Genomic DNA, 15,528 nt, shown 5'->3' with positions numbered 1-15,528 from the left:
ACGGGCCCAACTTTAGAGGGAAGCAGACAAGCACGCGCCATGAAGCCGGATTTTGCGCTTGATCTCAGCCATGACGGCATCAGTGTCCTCTTTCGCAAGAAGGGTGGCTGGGTGCGCTTGGGCGAAGTCGCACTCGACGACCCGAAGATGTCGGACCATCTCGCGGAGCTGCGTGATCGTGCCGATTCCCTTGCGGACGGGCAACTCACCACCAAGCTCGTCATCCCGGATTCGCAGATCCTCTACACGACGGTCAAAGCCCCTGGCCCTGATGACGTCGCGCGCGAAGTCCAGATACGAGTCGCCCTGGAAGGGCTCACGCCCTACCCGGTCTCTGAACTGGTGTTCGACTGGCGCGCCGACGGTGAAACCGCTCGGGTCGCGGTGCTCGCGCGGGAGACGATGGAAGAAGCCGAGGGTTTCGCGAAGCAATTCGGTTTCAATCCCGTCAGTTTCGTCGCGCGCCCCGAAAAGGGTGCCTTCTCTGGCGAGCCTTTCTTCGGCAAGACCGACGCGGCTTCCGAAATCCTTTCGCCGACGGAACGTGTGGTTCCTGACACGTCCCCGGTCCCGAAGAACCCCCGCGATCTCGAGACCGATGAGTCGACGGCTCCGGCCGAACAACCCGAACCGATTGAGGAGCCTCAGGCACCGGCCGCAACGGAAAACCCGGACCCGACCGAACCTGCCGACATCGACCCATTCCCGGACCTCGGCAAAGAGCTGACGCCCGAACCTCAACCGGAAGAGCCGGAACCCGCCGCATCCACGCTGCAGGGCACGTTGCCGACCGAACCGGAAACGGCAGACTCCGACGTAGAGCGCCCCGAGACAGGTCAAAAAGATCAGAAAGCGCCGGAAAAGCTGGTGTTTCAGCCGCGTGAAACCGCGCAACCCGAGCCGAAGAACACATCTTCACAGGCCGATGGCCCAGGCCGCAAAGGGGCTGGAAAACGCAGCACGGCCGGATCGCGAAAATCGGGCCAGCGCGAAGTGGTCACCACGCCGATCCTCGCGCCTTTCCCGCCGACGCCGGACGACGCAACCGACACCAAAAGCTACCGACCGGTTCAGAGATCAGATGATGACAACCTGCCACCTGCCCCGGCCATAAAGGCGTCTGGGCAAGGAAAGAACCAACGCAAACAGACCAAGCCCGACGAGGCGCAGGCCCAAGAACCTTCGTTCTCGACCCGCCGCGACACGCCTGGCACTGACGAGGGTGCGACAACGGGCGCGAAAACGCCTGAAATTACAAGCGATGTTCAGGGCGAGACGCGCACTGCACCTTCGCCCAAGGTGATCGTGGACGATCCACCACCCGCCCCGCGTCTGGTTGGCGAGGCCGAGAAACAACGTCTCGCAATGGCGCGCGCGCTCGGCCATGCGCCCGCAGACGCTGCCGACGACGCCTCCGACAAGGCAGGACTTGGAAGCCGCCTTTCGGGCCGGATTGCCGATGTGCGCTCTGGTTTGGCCCGCCGTGCCGAGGCGAAAGCGTCTGCTGCGAAAGACAAGCCCGGTGAAACGGCCCTGATACCGCCGCAGATCGACGACCTTCCCGGCACGCCGGACCCGGAACCGTCGCAAATCTCCGACCCCGAGCCGGCCGAAACGGAACCACCTGCGAAACGCCGTGGGTTCCTGGGCCGCAAGGATCGTGGCGCAACAGTCGAAGCCAAACCGCCGGGCGACTCCGAGAAATCCCCCCGCGCCAAGGAAGCCGAAGCGCTTACCGTCTTCGGCGCGCGCCGCGGACAAAGCACTGCGCAGAAACGCTCGTCCGTTGGAATGGGCCTGATACTGACGTTGCTTCTTCTCCTGCTTCTCGCAGGCGCCGCGCTCTGGTCGACGTTCATTCTTACGGACGAAGACGCGGCCCTCTTCAATCCGGAACCTGAAACCGAAACGGCAATACCTGCCCCGGTCGAAGAGCCCGAGCCCTTGGCCGAGGAAGCGGCGGTCGAAGAACCGGCGCCGGACGTCGCGACAACGCCGACCCCGAGCGGGGATCGCCCGACGCCCGAGGAAGCTGCCGAATCCTATGCATCGACCGGCGTCTGGGTGCGCGCCCCCGACACGCCCGCTGACCCCGACACCGCACGCGGCGATGACATCTACGTGGCGTCGATCGACCCCGCGATTTCTTCGAACGATGCGCTGGCCTTGCCCGACCTTGGCCCTGTCGGCGGCGAGAGCCCGATCGCACCGCCCCCGCCGCCCCCACCGGGCACCACCTTCGACCTGAACGAAGACGGCCTGGTGATCGCAACGCCCGAAGGCTCGGTTTCCCCTGTCGGCGTTCTCGTGACCCAAGGTCGCCCGCCCGTCACCCCGGCGCCGCGTCCCGAAGGCATCGTCCCCGCCCCCGAGGTGCAGGATGACGCCGCCCTCGCGCCGGATCTCGCTGAAGATCCAGGCCTCACGCCGCGCACACGCCCGGGCAACCTCAACGAACTTGCCGAACGCGCGCGCCTCGGCGGGCAGACCGTCGCGGAATTGGGCCAGGTCTCGCCGCGCGCCCGTCCGTCCGATCTCGACATCGACGTCGCTGTGGCCGAGGCCGAGGCGGAGTCACCTGCCGAGGACGGAGACGAAACCGAAACGGCGGATGCCGCCGATCCGCTCGAAGACGAAGTGTCCGAGCCTGATGAAACCGCCATCGTCGCCGCTACCGATCTCGCCGTGAACGCATCGGTCCGGCCAAGCACCCGACCGGGCAACATGGCCGAAATCGTCGCCGTGGCTCAGGCGCGCACGCGCGAACGCCCACCCGAACCGGAACAATCCGCAGGCGACAGTGGCCAGGTCATCGAAGCCGCCGCCGCAACGACGCAGCCCGCGATCCCCTCGTCTGCGTCGGTTGCCCGAACGGCGACAATGAAGAACGCCCTGAACCTGCGCAAAATCAACCTCATTGGCGTCTATGGCTCCAATGCCTCCAGGCGCGCGCTCGTGCGCCTGTCTTCCGGGCGATACGTCAAGGTTTCGATCGGCGACAATCTCGACGGAGGCCGGGTCACGGCCATATCCGCATCGCGGCTGGTCTATCAGAAGGGCGGCCGCCAAATGGCGCTGGACGTCCTCCCACTCGGCTGACGAGTCCCGGCGCGGTTAACGTCCCGAAAAGGCTTGGCTGCTAAGGCTTTCCAAACGACACCGGTCGATGCGGAGAGCCATGTCTTGAGCTTCTTGGAAAAACGAAACGAATTACGGCCATCCAGCGGCGAAGCGCCGTTCGATGTCGGAGAGGTCTTCTTTTCGCGCACGGATGAGCGCGGCGTGGTCAAGTCAGGCAATTATGTCTTTCGCCGGGTTGCGCACTACGACTGGGACGAACTCGAAGGCGCGCCTCACAAGCTCATTCGCCACCCTGACATGCCGCGCGCCGTCTTCTGGCTCTTGTGGGAGACGATCAAGGCGGGTCGGCCCGTTGGCGCGTATGTGAAGAACCGCGCGAAAGATGGCCTTCACTACTGGGTTTATGCCGTCATTGCGCCGATCGAGGGCGGATACCTCTCGGCCCGCATCAAACCGACAAGCCCGATGCTCGCGACGGTCGAAGACCTTTACGCTGACCTGCGACGCCGTGAGAACGACGAACGCCTCGACCCCGGGAAGAGTGCGGAAGAATTGCTCGACCGTATCCGCGACCTCGGCTTCCCGAGTTACGAGGGTTTCTCAACCCACGCTTTGGCCGAAGAACTGATCGCGCGCGACGTGTTGCTCGACACCACCGTGTCCGGACGCACGCACGCCATGAACCGGACACTCCAACATGCCGAACAGCTGAAAATCGAATCCGAAGCGCTCGCTGCGGATTTCAACGCAATGGCGACGGTGCCGCATAACTTGCGCGTCATCGCGTCACGTATCGAAGCGACCGGAGGCCCGATCTCGACCCTGTCCAAGAACTACGGGTCGATGTCACGCGACATGTCCGACTGGTTCGAAGCGAACGTGATCGGAGAAAACAGCAATTTCGCGGGGATCAAGACCAGCGTCACCACGTCCCTATTCATCCACGGAATGTCTCGCATCCTCGTTGAATGCGACCGCCAGCTCGAATTCGAGCGCCGCAAACTTGGCCATCTCGACATCGACGAGGAACGGACCATCCTGCGCAGCCTCGTGGCTCACTACACCGACAAGGCAGCATCGGCCCGCGACCACGTGCTCGACGAATCCCGCCGCATCCTCGCCGCCTGCGAAAAGATGGACCGACATGTCCTCGGCCTGTCCACGACCCGTGTCATGTGCAAGATCGAAAGCGCACGAAGCACGACCGCAGGTGACAGCCTCGGAGACATCATCGCACAACTCAAGGTCTTCCAGGACCGGATCAGCGCAAGACTTGATCAGATCATACGTCTCGGGCGCGAAATTCAGGACTCGCTCGGGAACTGACGTCTTTTCGCCGATGACATTGGCGGTCGCCGTTGCCAAGCTTCGCGACCCTTGCGATATGAAGTTATGGAAACATTCCTTCTCAATGCGACGATCTATCTGGCCGCCGCCGTGATCGCTGTTCCGATCGCGGCGCGGCTCGGTCTCGGCTCGGTCCTTGGCTACCTCGTCGCCGGGCTGCTCATCGGTCCGATCACCGGGATCGACGCGGGCGACGCCGAAGGCCTGCGCCATTTTGCCGAGTTCGGCGTCGTGATGATGCTGTTCATCATCGGCCTCGAACTCGATCCCGGCGCATTGTGGGACATGCGGCACAGGCTCATGGGCCTGGGCGGGTTACAGGTCGCCGTGACCACCGCACTCCTGACACTGGTGGTGATCTGGCTCGGCGCGAACTGGCAGGTCGCGCTTGCAGTCGGCCTGATGCTCGCGCTCTCTTCGACCGCTATCGTCCTGCAGACCCTCACAGAGAAGGGTCTCATGCAATCCGCTGGCGGCAGATCCATGTTTTCGGTCCTGCTGACGCAGGATATCGCGGTCATCCCCATGCTCGCGCTGATGCCGTTTCTCGCCACCCGCGCCGCGCATCCCGAAAACGGCGAGCATGAGGTCATGTCCCTCGTCGAAGGCCTGCCCGCCTGGGGTGTCGCGCTCGCCACCGTCGGCGCGGTCCTCGCCATCGTCTTCGGGGGACGATACCTCGCACGCCCGCTTTTTCGTTTCATCGACGCCGCCCGCCTGCGTGAAATGTACACCGCAGTCGCGCTGCTCATCGTCGTCGGGATCGCGACGCTCATGAATCTGGTCGGCCTTTCGCCCGCACTCGGAACGTTTCTGGCCGGCGTGATGCTCGCCAACTCCGAGTTTCGCCACGAACTTGAAACCGACATCGAACCGTTCAAGGGTCTGCTTTTGGGGCTGTTCTTCATCACCGTCGGCGCGGGCATGGACGTGGGCGGTTTCCTCGCAGAACCCGTCCGTTTCCTCGCCCTCGCGCTCGCCCTGATGGCCGCGAAAGCGGCGGTTCTCGCACCACTCGGCTGGATCTTCAAACTCCGCGGGCGAAACCTGTGGCTGTTCACCCTCGGCCTTGCGCAGGCCGGCGAATTCGGCTTCCTGCTGGTCTCGTTCTCAAGCCAGCAAGGCGTCATTACCTCCGCGATCGGCAACGACCTCCTCACCGTAATCGCGCTTTCCATGTTGTTCACACCCCTCTTCTTCATCGCCTACGATCTCTACGCGCGGCGCACGAAAGACGCGCCCGAGACCGCGAAAGAAGACGAGATCGACGAGAAACACGGCGTCATCATCGTCGGCATCGGGCGGTTCGGTCAGGTCGTGAACCGGTTGGTCCGCTCGGCCGGCTTCAAGACCACGGTTCTCGACAACAATCTGCAAACCATTCAGATGATGCGAAAGTTCGGGGTAAAGGGCTTTTACGGCGACCCGACGCGCCCCGATCTGCTTAAGGCCGCCGGGCTCGAAACGGCGCAGGTCCTCGTCGTCACCGTGAACAACCCCGAAGCGGCAAACCGCATCGTCGCACATGCCCGGCAGGTGCGGCCCGATCTCCATATTATCGTGCGCGCCCGCGACCGCGCGCATGTCTACGCCCTCTATCAGGTCGGCGCGAATGACATCGTCCGGGAAATGTTCGACTCGTCGCTCCGCGCAGGCCGCTACGTGCTTGAAAATATTGGCATGTCCGAGTTCGAGGCGAACGAGGTCGAACGCACGTTCTTCAAGCACGACCGCCAGATGATCCGCGAACTTGCGAATTTCTGGGATCCGAACGTGCCCGCGAGCGAGAATGAAGCCTACCAGAAACGCGCGGTCGAGCTGGACCGCGACATCGAAAGCGCCATGCTCACGCAACTCCTCGCCATGAACGAGGACCAGTCCGGCGGCGACGACGACGAGAGTGTGGAATAGCCCGACTAGCCGTCCGAAACCCCGGCTTCGGCAAAGGTCGACATCCCGGAATGGCACGCCAGTGCGCCCTTGAGCACACCGATCGCCAACGCCGCGCCGGACCCTTCGCCAAGCCGCATCCCCAGCGACAGAAGCGGCGACTTACCCAGTTTGTCGAGCAATGCACCATGCGCCGCTTCGGCCGAAACATGGCCTGCGACTGCATGATCGAGTGCGCCAGACGCCACGTTATCCAAGGCTGCCGCCGCCGCCGTGCAAATGAACCCATCGAGGATCACCGGAATCCGCAGCACCCGCGCCCGCGCCATGGCACCCGCCATTGCCGCGACTTCCCGCCCGCCGACACAGCGCAGCGCTTCAAGCCCGTCACCCTTTGCCGACGGATTGGCCTCCATCGCCGCCGCAAGCACACGCGCCTTGTTAGCAAGGCCCGCGTCATCCACGCCCGTACCGCGCCCGACCCAGTCCTCAGCCGCCCCCCCGAACAGCGCGAGCGTGATCGCCGCCGCTGCTGTCGTGTTGCCGATCCCCATTTCCCCGGTGACGAGGAGATCAGCGCTCGGATCGACCGCATCCCAACCGACCGTCAACGCCTCGACAAGCTCCGCCTCGCTCATCGCGGGCCCCGCCGTGAAATCCGCTGTCGGGGTGTCGAGGTCCAGAGCGTGCACATCCATCCGCGCGCCGAAGGCGTGGGCCAATTGGTTGATCGCCGCGCCCCCCGCCTTGAAATTCGCAACCATCTGAACGGTCACTTCCGCGGGAAACGCCGAAACGCCTTGCGCACAAACGCCATGATTCCCAGCAAAAACAACAACCTGTGGCGCGGTCAATGCCGGTCGCGCATCACCGCGCCACCCCGCATACCAGATCGCAAGGTCTTCTAGCCGCCCCAACGCGCCGGGCGGTTTCGTCAACTGCCCATTGCGCTCTGCCGCGCCGTCGAGCGCCGTCTGGTCCGGCTGTGGAAGGTCCTGAAGCAACGACCGAAACTCAGTGGCACTCGTGAAAGGGGTGTCGCTCATGACCGTCTCCTGTTGATGTGTCGTGGTCGATTGTCTACCCACGTGTGAACACTGAGAACAAGGTGAAACCCTTGGCCAAACCCGACCCTCTCGCCCAGCCTGGCGACATCGCCGCAGCTTTCGCGCTCTTGACCCGCCTTCCGGTGACGGCCCGCAACCCTCGTGGCGCGCCCGCGTCCTGGGCCTGGCCTCTTGCCGGGGCCATGGTCGGGCTCATCGCCGCGTTGAGCGGCTGGATTGGTCTTGCTTTCGGACTACCTATCGCCCACGTCGCGTTGCTTGTGATCGCCACCGAAATTGCGCTGACCGGCGGGCTTCACGAAGACGGGCTTGCAGATGTTGCGGACGGGTTCTGGGGCGGGCACGACACATCCCGGCGCCTCGAAATCATGAAAGACAGCCGGATCGGGAGCTACGGCGTTCTCGTCCTCGGCCTGTCGCTGCTCGCCAGAACTTTCGCACTCATCGCCATCTTCGAAACCGGTGCGCTCTTCGCCCCGCTGATCGCTGTAGCGGCCCTGTCGCGCGCGCCGATGGCTGTCTTGATGGCGGCAATGCCCAATGCCCGCGGCCGTGGGCTGTCCGACCATGTCGGGCGCCCCACACAGGCGACGGCGACACTCGGCGTGCTGATCGCGCTCGCCATAGCGTGGGTCTTCCTTGGCGGGGCGTCACTTGCCCCGGTCTTCTGGGCAACGCTTGGCGCTCTCGGCGTCGCGGCACTCGCAAAAGCCAAGATCGGTGGCCAGACAGGCGACGTGCTCGGGGCCACCCAGCAAGTCACCCAGGTCGTCGCCCTCGCGGCCCTTGCGGCCAGCGCATGAAAAAACCGCCGCTCACACGGAGCGGCGGCTTGAAAAATTGGCTCTTGCGACGGCTCAGGCCGCGCGCGACATCAGAACGTCATCGACCTTCTGCTGCGCCGCGACCTCGTCTCCGCCCGAAACAGCGGCAACTTCGCGGGTCAGACGCTCAAGAGCGGCTTCGTAAAGCTGACGCTCGGAATAGCTCTGCTCGCGCTGGTCATCGTTGCGGTGAAGGTCGCGCACCACTTCGGCGATGGAAATCAGATCACCCGAATTGATCTTCTGTTCGTATTCCTGCGCCCGCCTCGACCACATGGCGCGCTTCACCTTGGCCTTGCCCTTGAGCGTATCCATCGCCTTGGACACGACATCGGGCGAAGACAGGCTCCGCATCCCCACTTCGGTCGCCTTGTTGGTCGGCACGCGCAGGGTCATCTTGTCCTTCTCGAAGGAAATGACGAAGAGCTCCAAAGTCAGCCCGGCGACTTCCTGTTCCTCGATCGAAATGATCTGGCCCACCCCATGCGCTGGATAGACGACAAATTCGTTCGGGCGGAAATCAAGCTTCTTGGCTTTGCTCATCTTGTTGTTCTTCCTTTCAACGCGGGACGGTCCTGCGGGAAATCGAGTGACAAAAACACAGCCTCCGGGTAAACCCGGTGACCGTTCACCGTATCTGTCCTAGTCTCGCACATGCCCACACGGGGCGACCATCTGGCTTATTTTTTTACAGCGACATTCTATATAGCGCAGAATCGCCAAATTTCAAAGCCGTAGCCTGCAAAACGCGTAAACAAGCCTGCAAATCCGCGTGATTCCGCTCGAAATCGCGCGGTTCAGTCCAAAATCGACGGTAGAGCTACGCTCACCCGCCGGGCGCTTCCGAGAAGTATTTCTCGAGCTTGCCTTCTTCGCCGTCATGCTTTTCGGCATCCGGCAACTGGTCTTTCTTCTCGATGATGACCGGCCACAGCTCGGAATACTTGCGGTTGAACTCCACCCATTCCGCCGCTTCCGGCTCGGTGTCCGGGCGGATCGCGTCGGCGGGACATTCCGGCTCGCACACCCCGCAGTCGATGCATTCGTCGGGGTGAATCACCAGCATGTTTTCACCCTCGTAGAAACAGTCGACGGGGCAAACTTCCACGCAGTCGGTGTATTTGCAGGCGATGCATTTGTCGTTGACGATGTAGGTCATGGATCATCCTGAGGCCGGTTATCTGCCGGACTGCCTAAACCCGAGCGCCGGATCAATCAAGCCGGGTCGGGTCATAAAGACGTGCATTGCGGCGATCTTTCCCAGTGGGACGACCTTTTCCCTCGTAACCCGGTGACTTAGGAACAGGTTTTTCCTCGGGCGTGAGATCGTCGTAAAGCGTGCGCGCTTCTGGCGCAGGGCCGCGCCGCTCGGACAGAGCGAGGAGCCTGACGACCCGCACGCGCCGCCCCTGCGGAAACGTCAACACGTCGCCCGGACCGATGCCATGCGCGGCCTTGGCGACCTTGCTTCCATTCACCCGCAAATGCCCGGCCGCGATCAGTTTCGTGGCAAGCCCCCGGGTCTTGAAGAACCGCGCATGCCACAGCCACTTGTCGGCGCGCATCGTAGCGCGGGGTTCGGTCATTTACGACTTGTCCTTGAGCCCCATCAGCGCCTGGGCGAAGGGATTGTCCGGGTCGATCGGCTTGTCCTTCTTCGGCGGACGCGACGAATAGCTCTTTATCTTGTCGCCGCCCGTGTCGCGACGTGGGCCCTTCTTGCCCTTCGGGCCACCGGGCTTGCCGCCACGCCCCTGTTGCTTGCCCCTCGGTGCATTGCCTTTCGCGCGCCCGAACCCGCCCCATGTGAAGGTGTAGAACACCTCCATCTCGGGGCCGGTGTCCGCATCCGCGTCTGGCGTCGCGTCCGCTTCCGACGCGCCATCCGCGCCGGGGGTCGCCTCGGTATCCGTTGCCGCATCCGGCGTCGCCTCGGCCTCACTCGGGGCCTCTGGTGCGGGCTTGACCTTCACCCGCTCGCCTTGCTCGGCCTTGTACCCAAGGCCTTTCATCAGGTCCGCGAATTGCTCGAGCGTCATCCCCGTGATCGAGAGCATGTCCGGGTTCGCCTCGAACCCGCCGCGCGAATCCTGCGCCCGTAGCTGATCGGCAAGCCGCTCCAACATGTCGATGCGGATCGCGCGCGCGCCTGCCTGCCGGTAACCGGAGAGGGTATAGACCTTTTCGCCAACGCCCTCGACGACAGGGATCGTCACCAGACCGGGCGGCGGGCTTTCAGGGAATTCGTCGAGACCTTCGAACAGGCTCCACAGAACGAGCCGGAGGCGCGTCGGCGCCGGTTTCAGCAGCAGCGGCATGAAGATCGTGAACTGCCCGAACCGAACCCCATGCTTGCGCAAGAGCCCACGTGCATCCTGATCCAGCGCTTTCACGTCCTGCGCCACTTCATGGCGCGGGATCACGCCCAGCGCTTCGACAATCTGGAACGCGAAGCCGCGCGGCAACCCGGACAGCGTCTCGTCCTTCTGCATCGCGATCATCGGCTCGAAAAGCGCAGCGATCTTGCGATCCATGAAATGCTGCAACCGGCGCGTGACCTTGTCGGCGACGTCCGACCCGGCTTCATCGTCCACGAAGGCCTGGATGCGCGGCCGCAGAACGTCATCACCCTTCACAAGCTTCCCGACCGCGGAATCGCCCCACATCAGACCACCCTGTTCGGTGAAATCGAGCTCGGTGTCTGGCGCGTTGTAAAACCTGTCGGCCCGAAGGTGGAATTCCGGTGCGAGCGCCGCCATTGCGGCCGATTGCACCGTCTTCGCCTCTTCCGGTGAACTGGCGCCATCCTGCCGGAACCGGAACCCTTCGAGACGCCCGACGAATTCACCTTCGACGCTCACTTCACCCTTCGTATTCACCTCGGCCACAAGGCTCTCCTTCTGTTTCAACCGGCGCAGCAGTACCGATGTGCGCCGGTCGACAAATCGTTTGGTCAGCGCCGCATGAAGCGCATCTGATAGGCGGTCTTCTACCGCACGGGTTTCGCCGCGCCAATGGTCTTGGTCGGCCAGCCACCCCTTTCTTTGGGCGACATAGGTCCAAGTCCGAATATAAGCCAGTCGTGTCGACAATGTGTCGATATCGCCGTCGACGCGGTCAATCCGTTTCACCTGACGAGCGAACCAATCCGCGCGAACCCGCCCATGTTCGTGCAGATCGGTGAAGATGCTGGTCAAAAGCGTGGCATGTTCTGTCTGGCTGATGCTGCGGAAATCCGGCACCCGGCACACGTCCCACAACAACCTTACGGACGATCCGTCGCTGGCGCGCGCGGTAATCAGCGGATCGGCGGACAGATCCTTCAACGCCCTCAGATCGTCGGCCTCCCGCGCCCGCGTCAGCCACGGCTCGTCGGTCCCCTCCTCGAGCGATCCGACAAGTGCCTCGATCGACCCGAACGAAAGCCTGCCATTGCGCCAGTTGAGCTTGCGGATCGGCGTGAAGGAATGCTCCGTAATCGCCTCGACAACCTCCGGTTCGAGTGGCGGCGCTTCGCCTGTCACGCCGAACGAGCCGTCAGACATGTAACGCCCGGCCCGGCCCGCGATCTGCGCCAGCTCATTGGGCGCGAGGCGGCGCATCCGTCGCCCGTCGAACTTGGTCAAAGCCGAGAAGGCCACGTGGTTGACGTCGAGATTGAGCCCCATCCCGATGGCATCGGTCGCGACGAGGTAATCCACGTCGCCGTTCTGGTACATGTCCACCTGCGCGTTGCGCGTCCGCGGGCTGAGCGCCCCCATGACCACCGCCACCCCGCCTTTCTGGCGCCGCATGAGCTCGGCCACGGCGTAAAGGTTGTCGACCGAAAACCCGACGATCGCCGCCCGCCCCGGCATCCGGCTCAGCTTCTTCGACCCGGCATAAGTCAGACTGGAGAACCGCTCCCGCCGCATGAACTGCACCTTCGGCACCAGCGCGGCAATCGCGCCCCGAATCGTGTCGGACCCCATGAACAGCGTTTCGTGCAAGCCCCGCGCGTTCAGCAGGCGTTCGGTGAAGACATGCCCGCGCTCCGGGTCGGCGCAGAGCTGGATCTCGTCGATCGCCACGAAATCCGCGCCGATCCCCTCGGGCATCGCCTCGACCGTGCAGACCCAGTATTGCGTCCGCTCCGGCACGATCCGCTCTTCGCCCGTGACCAGAGCGACGACGCTCGGCCCCCTGAGCGCGACGATCCGGTCATAGACCTCGCGCGCGAGCAACCTGAGCGGCAAACCGATGACCCCGGTCCGATGCGCCAGCATCCGTTCGATCGCGTAATGAGTCTTGCCCGTATTCGTCGGACCGAGAACGGCAGTAATCCCCGGCATATGTCCCCCAGACCCCGGTAGCGGGGCTCAGATGGCCTTCCCCTCGAGCGCGAACTCAAGGCGTTCTACCGCGCGTTTTAGGTTCGGTTTGTGAGGATGTATAGCCAATGCCGCGCGATAGGCCTCCAGCGCCCTGGCGTCATGCCCGGTTTCTTCGAGGATCAGGCCCAACCCGGACAACGCCCCGAAATGCCGAGGCTCCAATTCCAGCGTCCTGGCGATGTCGGCCATCGCAGGTCCGACGAGCCCGGCGGAATAATAGGCCGTCGCCCGCGCGTTCCAGCCTTCCGCGAACTCCGGCGCGTTCTCGACCAGCGCGGTAAGGTGCTCGATGGCCTCCCGGTTGTCTTCTTCCGTCATGGCCTCCCGCCCTCGCTCAAGAAGCAAATCCATTGCGGGCGACCCCGAGTCGGACCATTCGCGCCAGATCTTCGCCTCGATCTGCTCCCACGACGTTTCGTCGGCCTCCGCCAGCGAGGAGAACAACTCGTCGAGCCGCGCCTCATCGGCCGCCCAGAGCGGCGAGGCGAGACAGACCAGGAAAGCGAGGATATATCTCATGCCCCCACCGTAACGCGCCTCGCCCCGGCGTGCCATCACCATCGCGCGATTGTGCACGGCCCCTTTCCCGCACGTCACACGCCAATTTACGGTATTTTCGCCCCCCGAAGCGCCTGCTACGATGACGCGAACGTAAACCCGAGCACCGGAGGACACCAAGGTGAGCGACGTAATTGACGGGGCGGTCGCCGCCCTGAACGAAAAAATGGCAGGCGAGAGCTTCGACAGCACCGCGAAATTCGTGATCGAAGGCGAAGGCTCGGTCGTGCTCGACGAGAACGGCGCCCGCGCCGGAGACGACGACACCGACGTCACCCTGACCGCATCGCCCGAGACGTTCGAAAGCATGATGTCGGGCGACCTGAACCCGACTGCGGCATTCATGTCCGGCAAGCTCTCGATCGACGGCGACATGGGCGCTGCCATGAAACTCGGCGGCATGCTCGCCTGATGGAAGAGGCGCCGTTCTTCGACGACGTCGCGCAGGGCCCGCCAAACGGACGCGCGCTCTGGCTCGACGCTGCGGACGGCGTGCGCATCCGGTTCGGCCATTGGCCGAAGCGGGGACGGCGAAAGGTCCGGGGGACGGTGCTGCTGTTTCCCGGACGAACGGAATATATCGAGAAATACGGACCTGCGGCGGCGTTCTTCACCGCCGAAGGTTACGACCTGATCGCGGTCGACTGGCGCGGACAGGGCCTCGCCGACCGCGCCAACGAGGATAGGCTCCTCGGCCATATCGGTCATTTCGACGAATACCAGACCGACGTCGCATGCGTCATCGAGGCGGTTCGCGACCTCGGCCTGCCCGAACCCTACTACCTGCTCGGTCACTCCATGGGCGGCTGCATCGGGCTGCGGTCGTTGCATGAAGCCCTCCCCGTGAAAGCCGCCGTGTTCTCGGCACCGATGTGGGGCATCGGCATCGCGACCTGGATGCGCCCGGTTGCCTGGAGCCTGTCGTGGCTCAATCACAGGATCGGGCGCGGCATGACGCTGTCGCCTGCCACGAAACGCGAAAGCTACACGCAAATCGCGCCCTTCGAAGACAACCAGCTCACCAAGGACCGCAAAATGTGGGACTTCATGGTGGGCCAGCTCGACGCCCATCCCGACCTCGCCTTGGGTGGCCCGTCGATCACATGGCTCTACACCGCACTTGTCGAATGCGGCGCCCTTCAGGCAAAAACCCCGCCCGACTACCCTGCACTCACCTTTCTCGGCGAAGACGAACGCATCGTCGCGAAAGAACCGGTGCGCAGGATCATGGGACGCTGGCAGAACGGACGCTTGATCGAAGTGCCCAAGGCCGAGCACGAGATCATGATGGAAGTGCCGCAGACCCGCGACGACTTCTACCGCCGCACCTCGGACTTCTTCTCCGAGAACGGCTAACCCCCTTCATCGTGCCATAAATATGCCGGGGAGGTCCGGAGGGGCAGCGCCCCTCCGGCATCGCGACGCGCGCCACGCGCGCGGCGCAAGTCGTTAATGGGCGGGCTTGATGAACGTCCCGTTGCGAAGGTCGGCCATCGCCTGCTGCAGTTCTTCGGGCGTGTTCATCACGATCGGCCCATGCCACGCCACCGGCTCCTCGATCGGCGCGCCGGAGATCAGAAGGAACCGAACGCCCTCTTCCCCGGCTTGCACGACCACCTCGTCGCCCGATCCGAAGCGCACGACTGTTCGGTTGCCGGACAGGTCGCGGATATTCACCTCCTGCCCCATGACTTCCTTCTCGAGCAGAACGCCCGAAGGACGCGACGCGTCGGCAAAGGCGGCCGCACCTTGAAACACATAGGCGAAGGCTTTGCGGTAGGTGTCGATCTTGAACGTCTTTTTCACGCCGGCCGGGATGGTGACGTCGAGGTACTGGGGATCGGCAGCAATGCCGTCGACCGGGCCGCGCTTGCCCCAGAATTCGCCCGCCACGACACGCACGATGGTCCCGTCGTCATCGGTGATCTCCGGGATCTCCATCGACGGGATGTCCTGGTAGCGCGGATCGGTCATCTTGAGGCTCGATGGAAGGTTTCCCCAGAGCTGGAACCCGTGCATCTGACCTTTCGCGTTCCCGGTGGGCATCTCCTGATGCATGATACCGGACCCTGCGGTCATCCACTGGATGTCGCCCGCGCCGAGCGTGCCACGGTTGCCGAGGCTGTCGCCATGTTCCACGGTGCCTTCGAGCACATAGGTGATCGTCTCGATCCCGCGATGGGGATGCCACGGGAAGCCGCGGATGTAGTCATCCGGAGCCTCGCCGCGGAAATCGTCGAACAGCAGGAACGGGTCATGCGCTTTCGGGTCGTGAAACCCGAAACCGCGGTGGAGTTTCACACCGGCGCCTTCAAGCGTCGGCTGGGCCTGATTGGCGGAGAGAACGGGACGGATGGACATGAGCATCTCCTTTCGACGCTCAAGATA

13 protein-coding genes are annotated in these 15,528 nt (G+C 63.6%); 6 read left to right on the top strand and 7 right to left on the bottom strand.

What is annotated here, in order from left to right; genetic code table 11:
• The first annotated feature begins 39 nt into the window (after nucleotides 1-39).
• The 3 genes from KJP28_RS05350 to KJP28_RS05340 all read left to right on the top strand — a co-directional run bounded on the left by KJP28_RS05350 (nucleotide 40) and on the right by KJP28_RS05340 (nucleotide 6,339).
• Entirely contained in the window at nucleotides 40-3,099 is a 3,060-nt protein-coding gene (locus KJP28_RS05350) for a hypothetical protein (protein ID WP_218391308.1), read from the top strand.
• Nucleotides 3,100-3,183: 84 nt separating this feature from the next.
• Nucleotides 3,184-4,407, top strand: a complete 1,224-nt coding sequence (locus KJP28_RS05345) for a PAS domain-containing protein (protein WP_218391307.1) — start codon at nucleotides 3,184-3,186, stop codon at nucleotides 4,405-4,407.
• Between the two features lie 66 nt (nucleotides 4,408-4,473).
• Complete coding sequence (locus tag KJP28_RS05340; protein ID WP_218391301.1) at nucleotides 4,474-6,339, top strand: monovalent cation:proton antiporter-2 (CPA2) family protein; 1,866 nt, start codon at nucleotides 4,474-4,476, stop codon at nucleotides 6,337-6,339.
• 5 nt (nucleotides 6,340-6,344) lie between these two features.
• Here the strand turns inward: KJP28_RS05340 and cobT are convergent, their stop codons facing one another.
• On the bottom strand, nucleotides 6,345-7,364 hold the full coding sequence (cobT, locus tag KJP28_RS05335) for a nicotinate-nucleotide--dimethylbenzimidazole phosphoribosyltransferase (protein WP_218391300.1): 1,020 nt from the start codon (nucleotides 7,362-7,364) through the stop codon (nucleotides 6,345-6,347).
• Between the two features lie 62 nt (nucleotides 7,365-7,426).
• Here cobT and cobS point away from each other — a divergent pair, with 62 nt between their 5' ends.
• Nucleotides 7,427-8,188, top strand: a complete 762-nt coding sequence (gene cobS, locus KJP28_RS05330; RefSeq protein ID WP_336245302.1) for an adenosylcobinamide-GDP ribazoletransferase — start codon at nucleotides 7,427-7,429, stop codon at nucleotides 8,186-8,188.
• A 54-nt stretch (nucleotides 8,189-8,242) separates the two neighbouring features.
• On the opposite strand, the gene KJP28_RS05325 is transcribed toward cobS, so the two are convergent.
• The 5 genes from KJP28_RS05325 to KJP28_RS05305 all read right to left on the bottom strand — a co-directional run bounded on the left by KJP28_RS05325 (nucleotide 8,243) and on the right by KJP28_RS05305 (nucleotide 13,158).
• On the bottom strand, nucleotides 8,243-8,752 hold the full coding sequence (locus KJP28_RS05325) for a CarD family transcriptional regulator (protein ID WP_218391299.1): 510 nt from the start codon (nucleotides 8,750-8,752) through the stop codon (nucleotides 8,243-8,245).
• A gap of 283 nt (nucleotides 8,753-9,035) precedes the next feature.
• Nucleotides 9,036-9,368, bottom strand: a complete 333-nt coding sequence (fdxA, locus tag KJP28_RS05320) for a ferredoxin FdxA (protein WP_218391298.1) — start codon at nucleotides 9,366-9,368, stop codon at nucleotides 9,036-9,038.
• Nucleotides 9,369-9,420: 52 nt separating this feature from the next.
• Entirely contained in the window at nucleotides 9,421-9,795 is a 375-nt protein-coding gene (locus tag KJP28_RS05315) for an RNA-binding S4 domain-containing protein (protein WP_218391296.1), read from the bottom strand.
• Nucleotides 9,796-12,540 carry a helicase-related protein gene (locus tag KJP28_RS05310; RefSeq protein ID WP_218391293.1) on the bottom strand — a complete coding sequence of 915 codons (2,745 nt, stop codon included), beginning with the start codon at nucleotides 12,538-12,540 and terminating at the stop codon, nucleotides 9,796-9,798.
• Nucleotides 12,541-12,567: 27 nt separating this feature from the next.
• The gene (locus KJP28_RS05305) at nucleotides 12,568-13,158 is read right to left on the bottom strand and encodes a tetratricopeptide repeat protein (RefSeq protein WP_418887912.1); all 591 of its coding nucleotides are present in this window, start codon (nucleotides 13,156-13,158) and stop codon (nucleotides 12,568-12,570) included.
• A gap of 103 nt (nucleotides 13,159-13,261) precedes the next feature.
• Between KJP28_RS05305 and KJP28_RS05300 the strand changes: the two genes are divergently transcribed.
• Nucleotides 13,262-13,552, top strand: a complete 291-nt coding sequence (locus tag KJP28_RS05300) for an SCP2 sterol-binding domain-containing protein (protein WP_218391290.1) — start codon at nucleotides 13,262-13,264, stop codon at nucleotides 13,550-13,552.
• On the top strand, nucleotides 13,552-14,496 hold the full coding sequence (locus KJP28_RS05295; RefSeq protein ID WP_218391289.1) for an alpha/beta hydrolase: 945 nt from the start codon (nucleotides 13,552-13,554) through the stop codon (nucleotides 14,494-14,496). Before KJP28_RS05300 ends, KJP28_RS05295 begins: the two co-directional genes overlap by 1 nt.
• A gap of 93 nt (nucleotides 14,497-14,589) precedes the next feature.
• On the opposite strand, the gene KJP28_RS05290 is transcribed toward KJP28_RS05295, so the two are convergent.
• On the bottom strand, nucleotides 14,590-15,501 hold the full coding sequence (locus tag KJP28_RS05290) for a pirin family protein (RefSeq protein WP_218391288.1): 912 nt from the start codon (nucleotides 15,499-15,501) through the stop codon (nucleotides 14,590-14,592).
• Between the last annotated feature and the right edge of the window lie 27 nt (nucleotides 15,502-15,528).

This window comes from Maritimibacter dapengensis (genome assembly GCF_019218265.1).
GTDB lineage: Bacteria > Pseudomonadota > Alphaproteobacteria > Rhodobacterales > Rhodobacteraceae > Maritimibacter > Maritimibacter dapengensis.
The sequence above is the reverse complement of the archived record's forward strand: the minus strand, read 5'-3'. Positions and strand labels throughout refer to the sequence as shown.

What these genes read in the sequence shown, in the direction of transcription:
- KJP28_RS05350 (WP_218391308.1), top strand. Translation starts at nt 40, where the DNA reads ATGAAGCCGGATTTTGCGCTTGATCTCAGCCATGACGGCATCAGTGTC.
- KJP28_RS05340 (WP_218391301.1), top strand. Translation starts at nt 4,474, where the DNA reads ATGGAAACATTCCTTCTCAATGCGACGATCTATCTGGCCGCCGCCGTG.
- cobT (WP_218391300.1), bottom strand. Translation starts at nt 7,364, where the DNA reads ATGAGCGACACCCCTTTCACGAGTGCCACTGAGTTTCGGTCGTTGCTT.
- KJP28_RS05325 (WP_218391299.1), bottom strand. Translation starts at nt 8,752, where the DNA reads ATGAGCAAAGCCAAGAAGCTTGATTTCCGCCCGAACGAATTTGTCGTC.
- fdxA (WP_218391298.1), bottom strand. Translation starts at nt 9,368, where the DNA reads ATGACCTACATCGTCAACGACAAATGCATCGCCTGCAAATACACCGAC.
- KJP28_RS05315 (WP_218391296.1), bottom strand. Translation starts at nt 9,795, where the DNA reads ATGACCGAACCCCGCGCTACGATGCGCGCCGACAAGTGGCTGTGGCAT.
- KJP28_RS05310 (WP_218391293.1), bottom strand. Translation starts at nt 12,540, where the DNA reads ATGCCGGGGATTACTGCCGTTCTCGGTCCGACGAATACGGGCAAGACT.
- KJP28_RS05295 (WP_218391289.1), top strand. Translation starts at nt 13,552, where the DNA reads ATGGAAGAGGCGCCGTTCTTCGACGACGTCGCGCAGGGCCCGCCAAAC.
- KJP28_RS05290 (WP_218391288.1), bottom strand. Translation starts at nt 15,501, where the DNA reads ATGTCCATCCGTCCCGTTCTCTCCGCCAATCAGGCCCAGCCGACGCTT.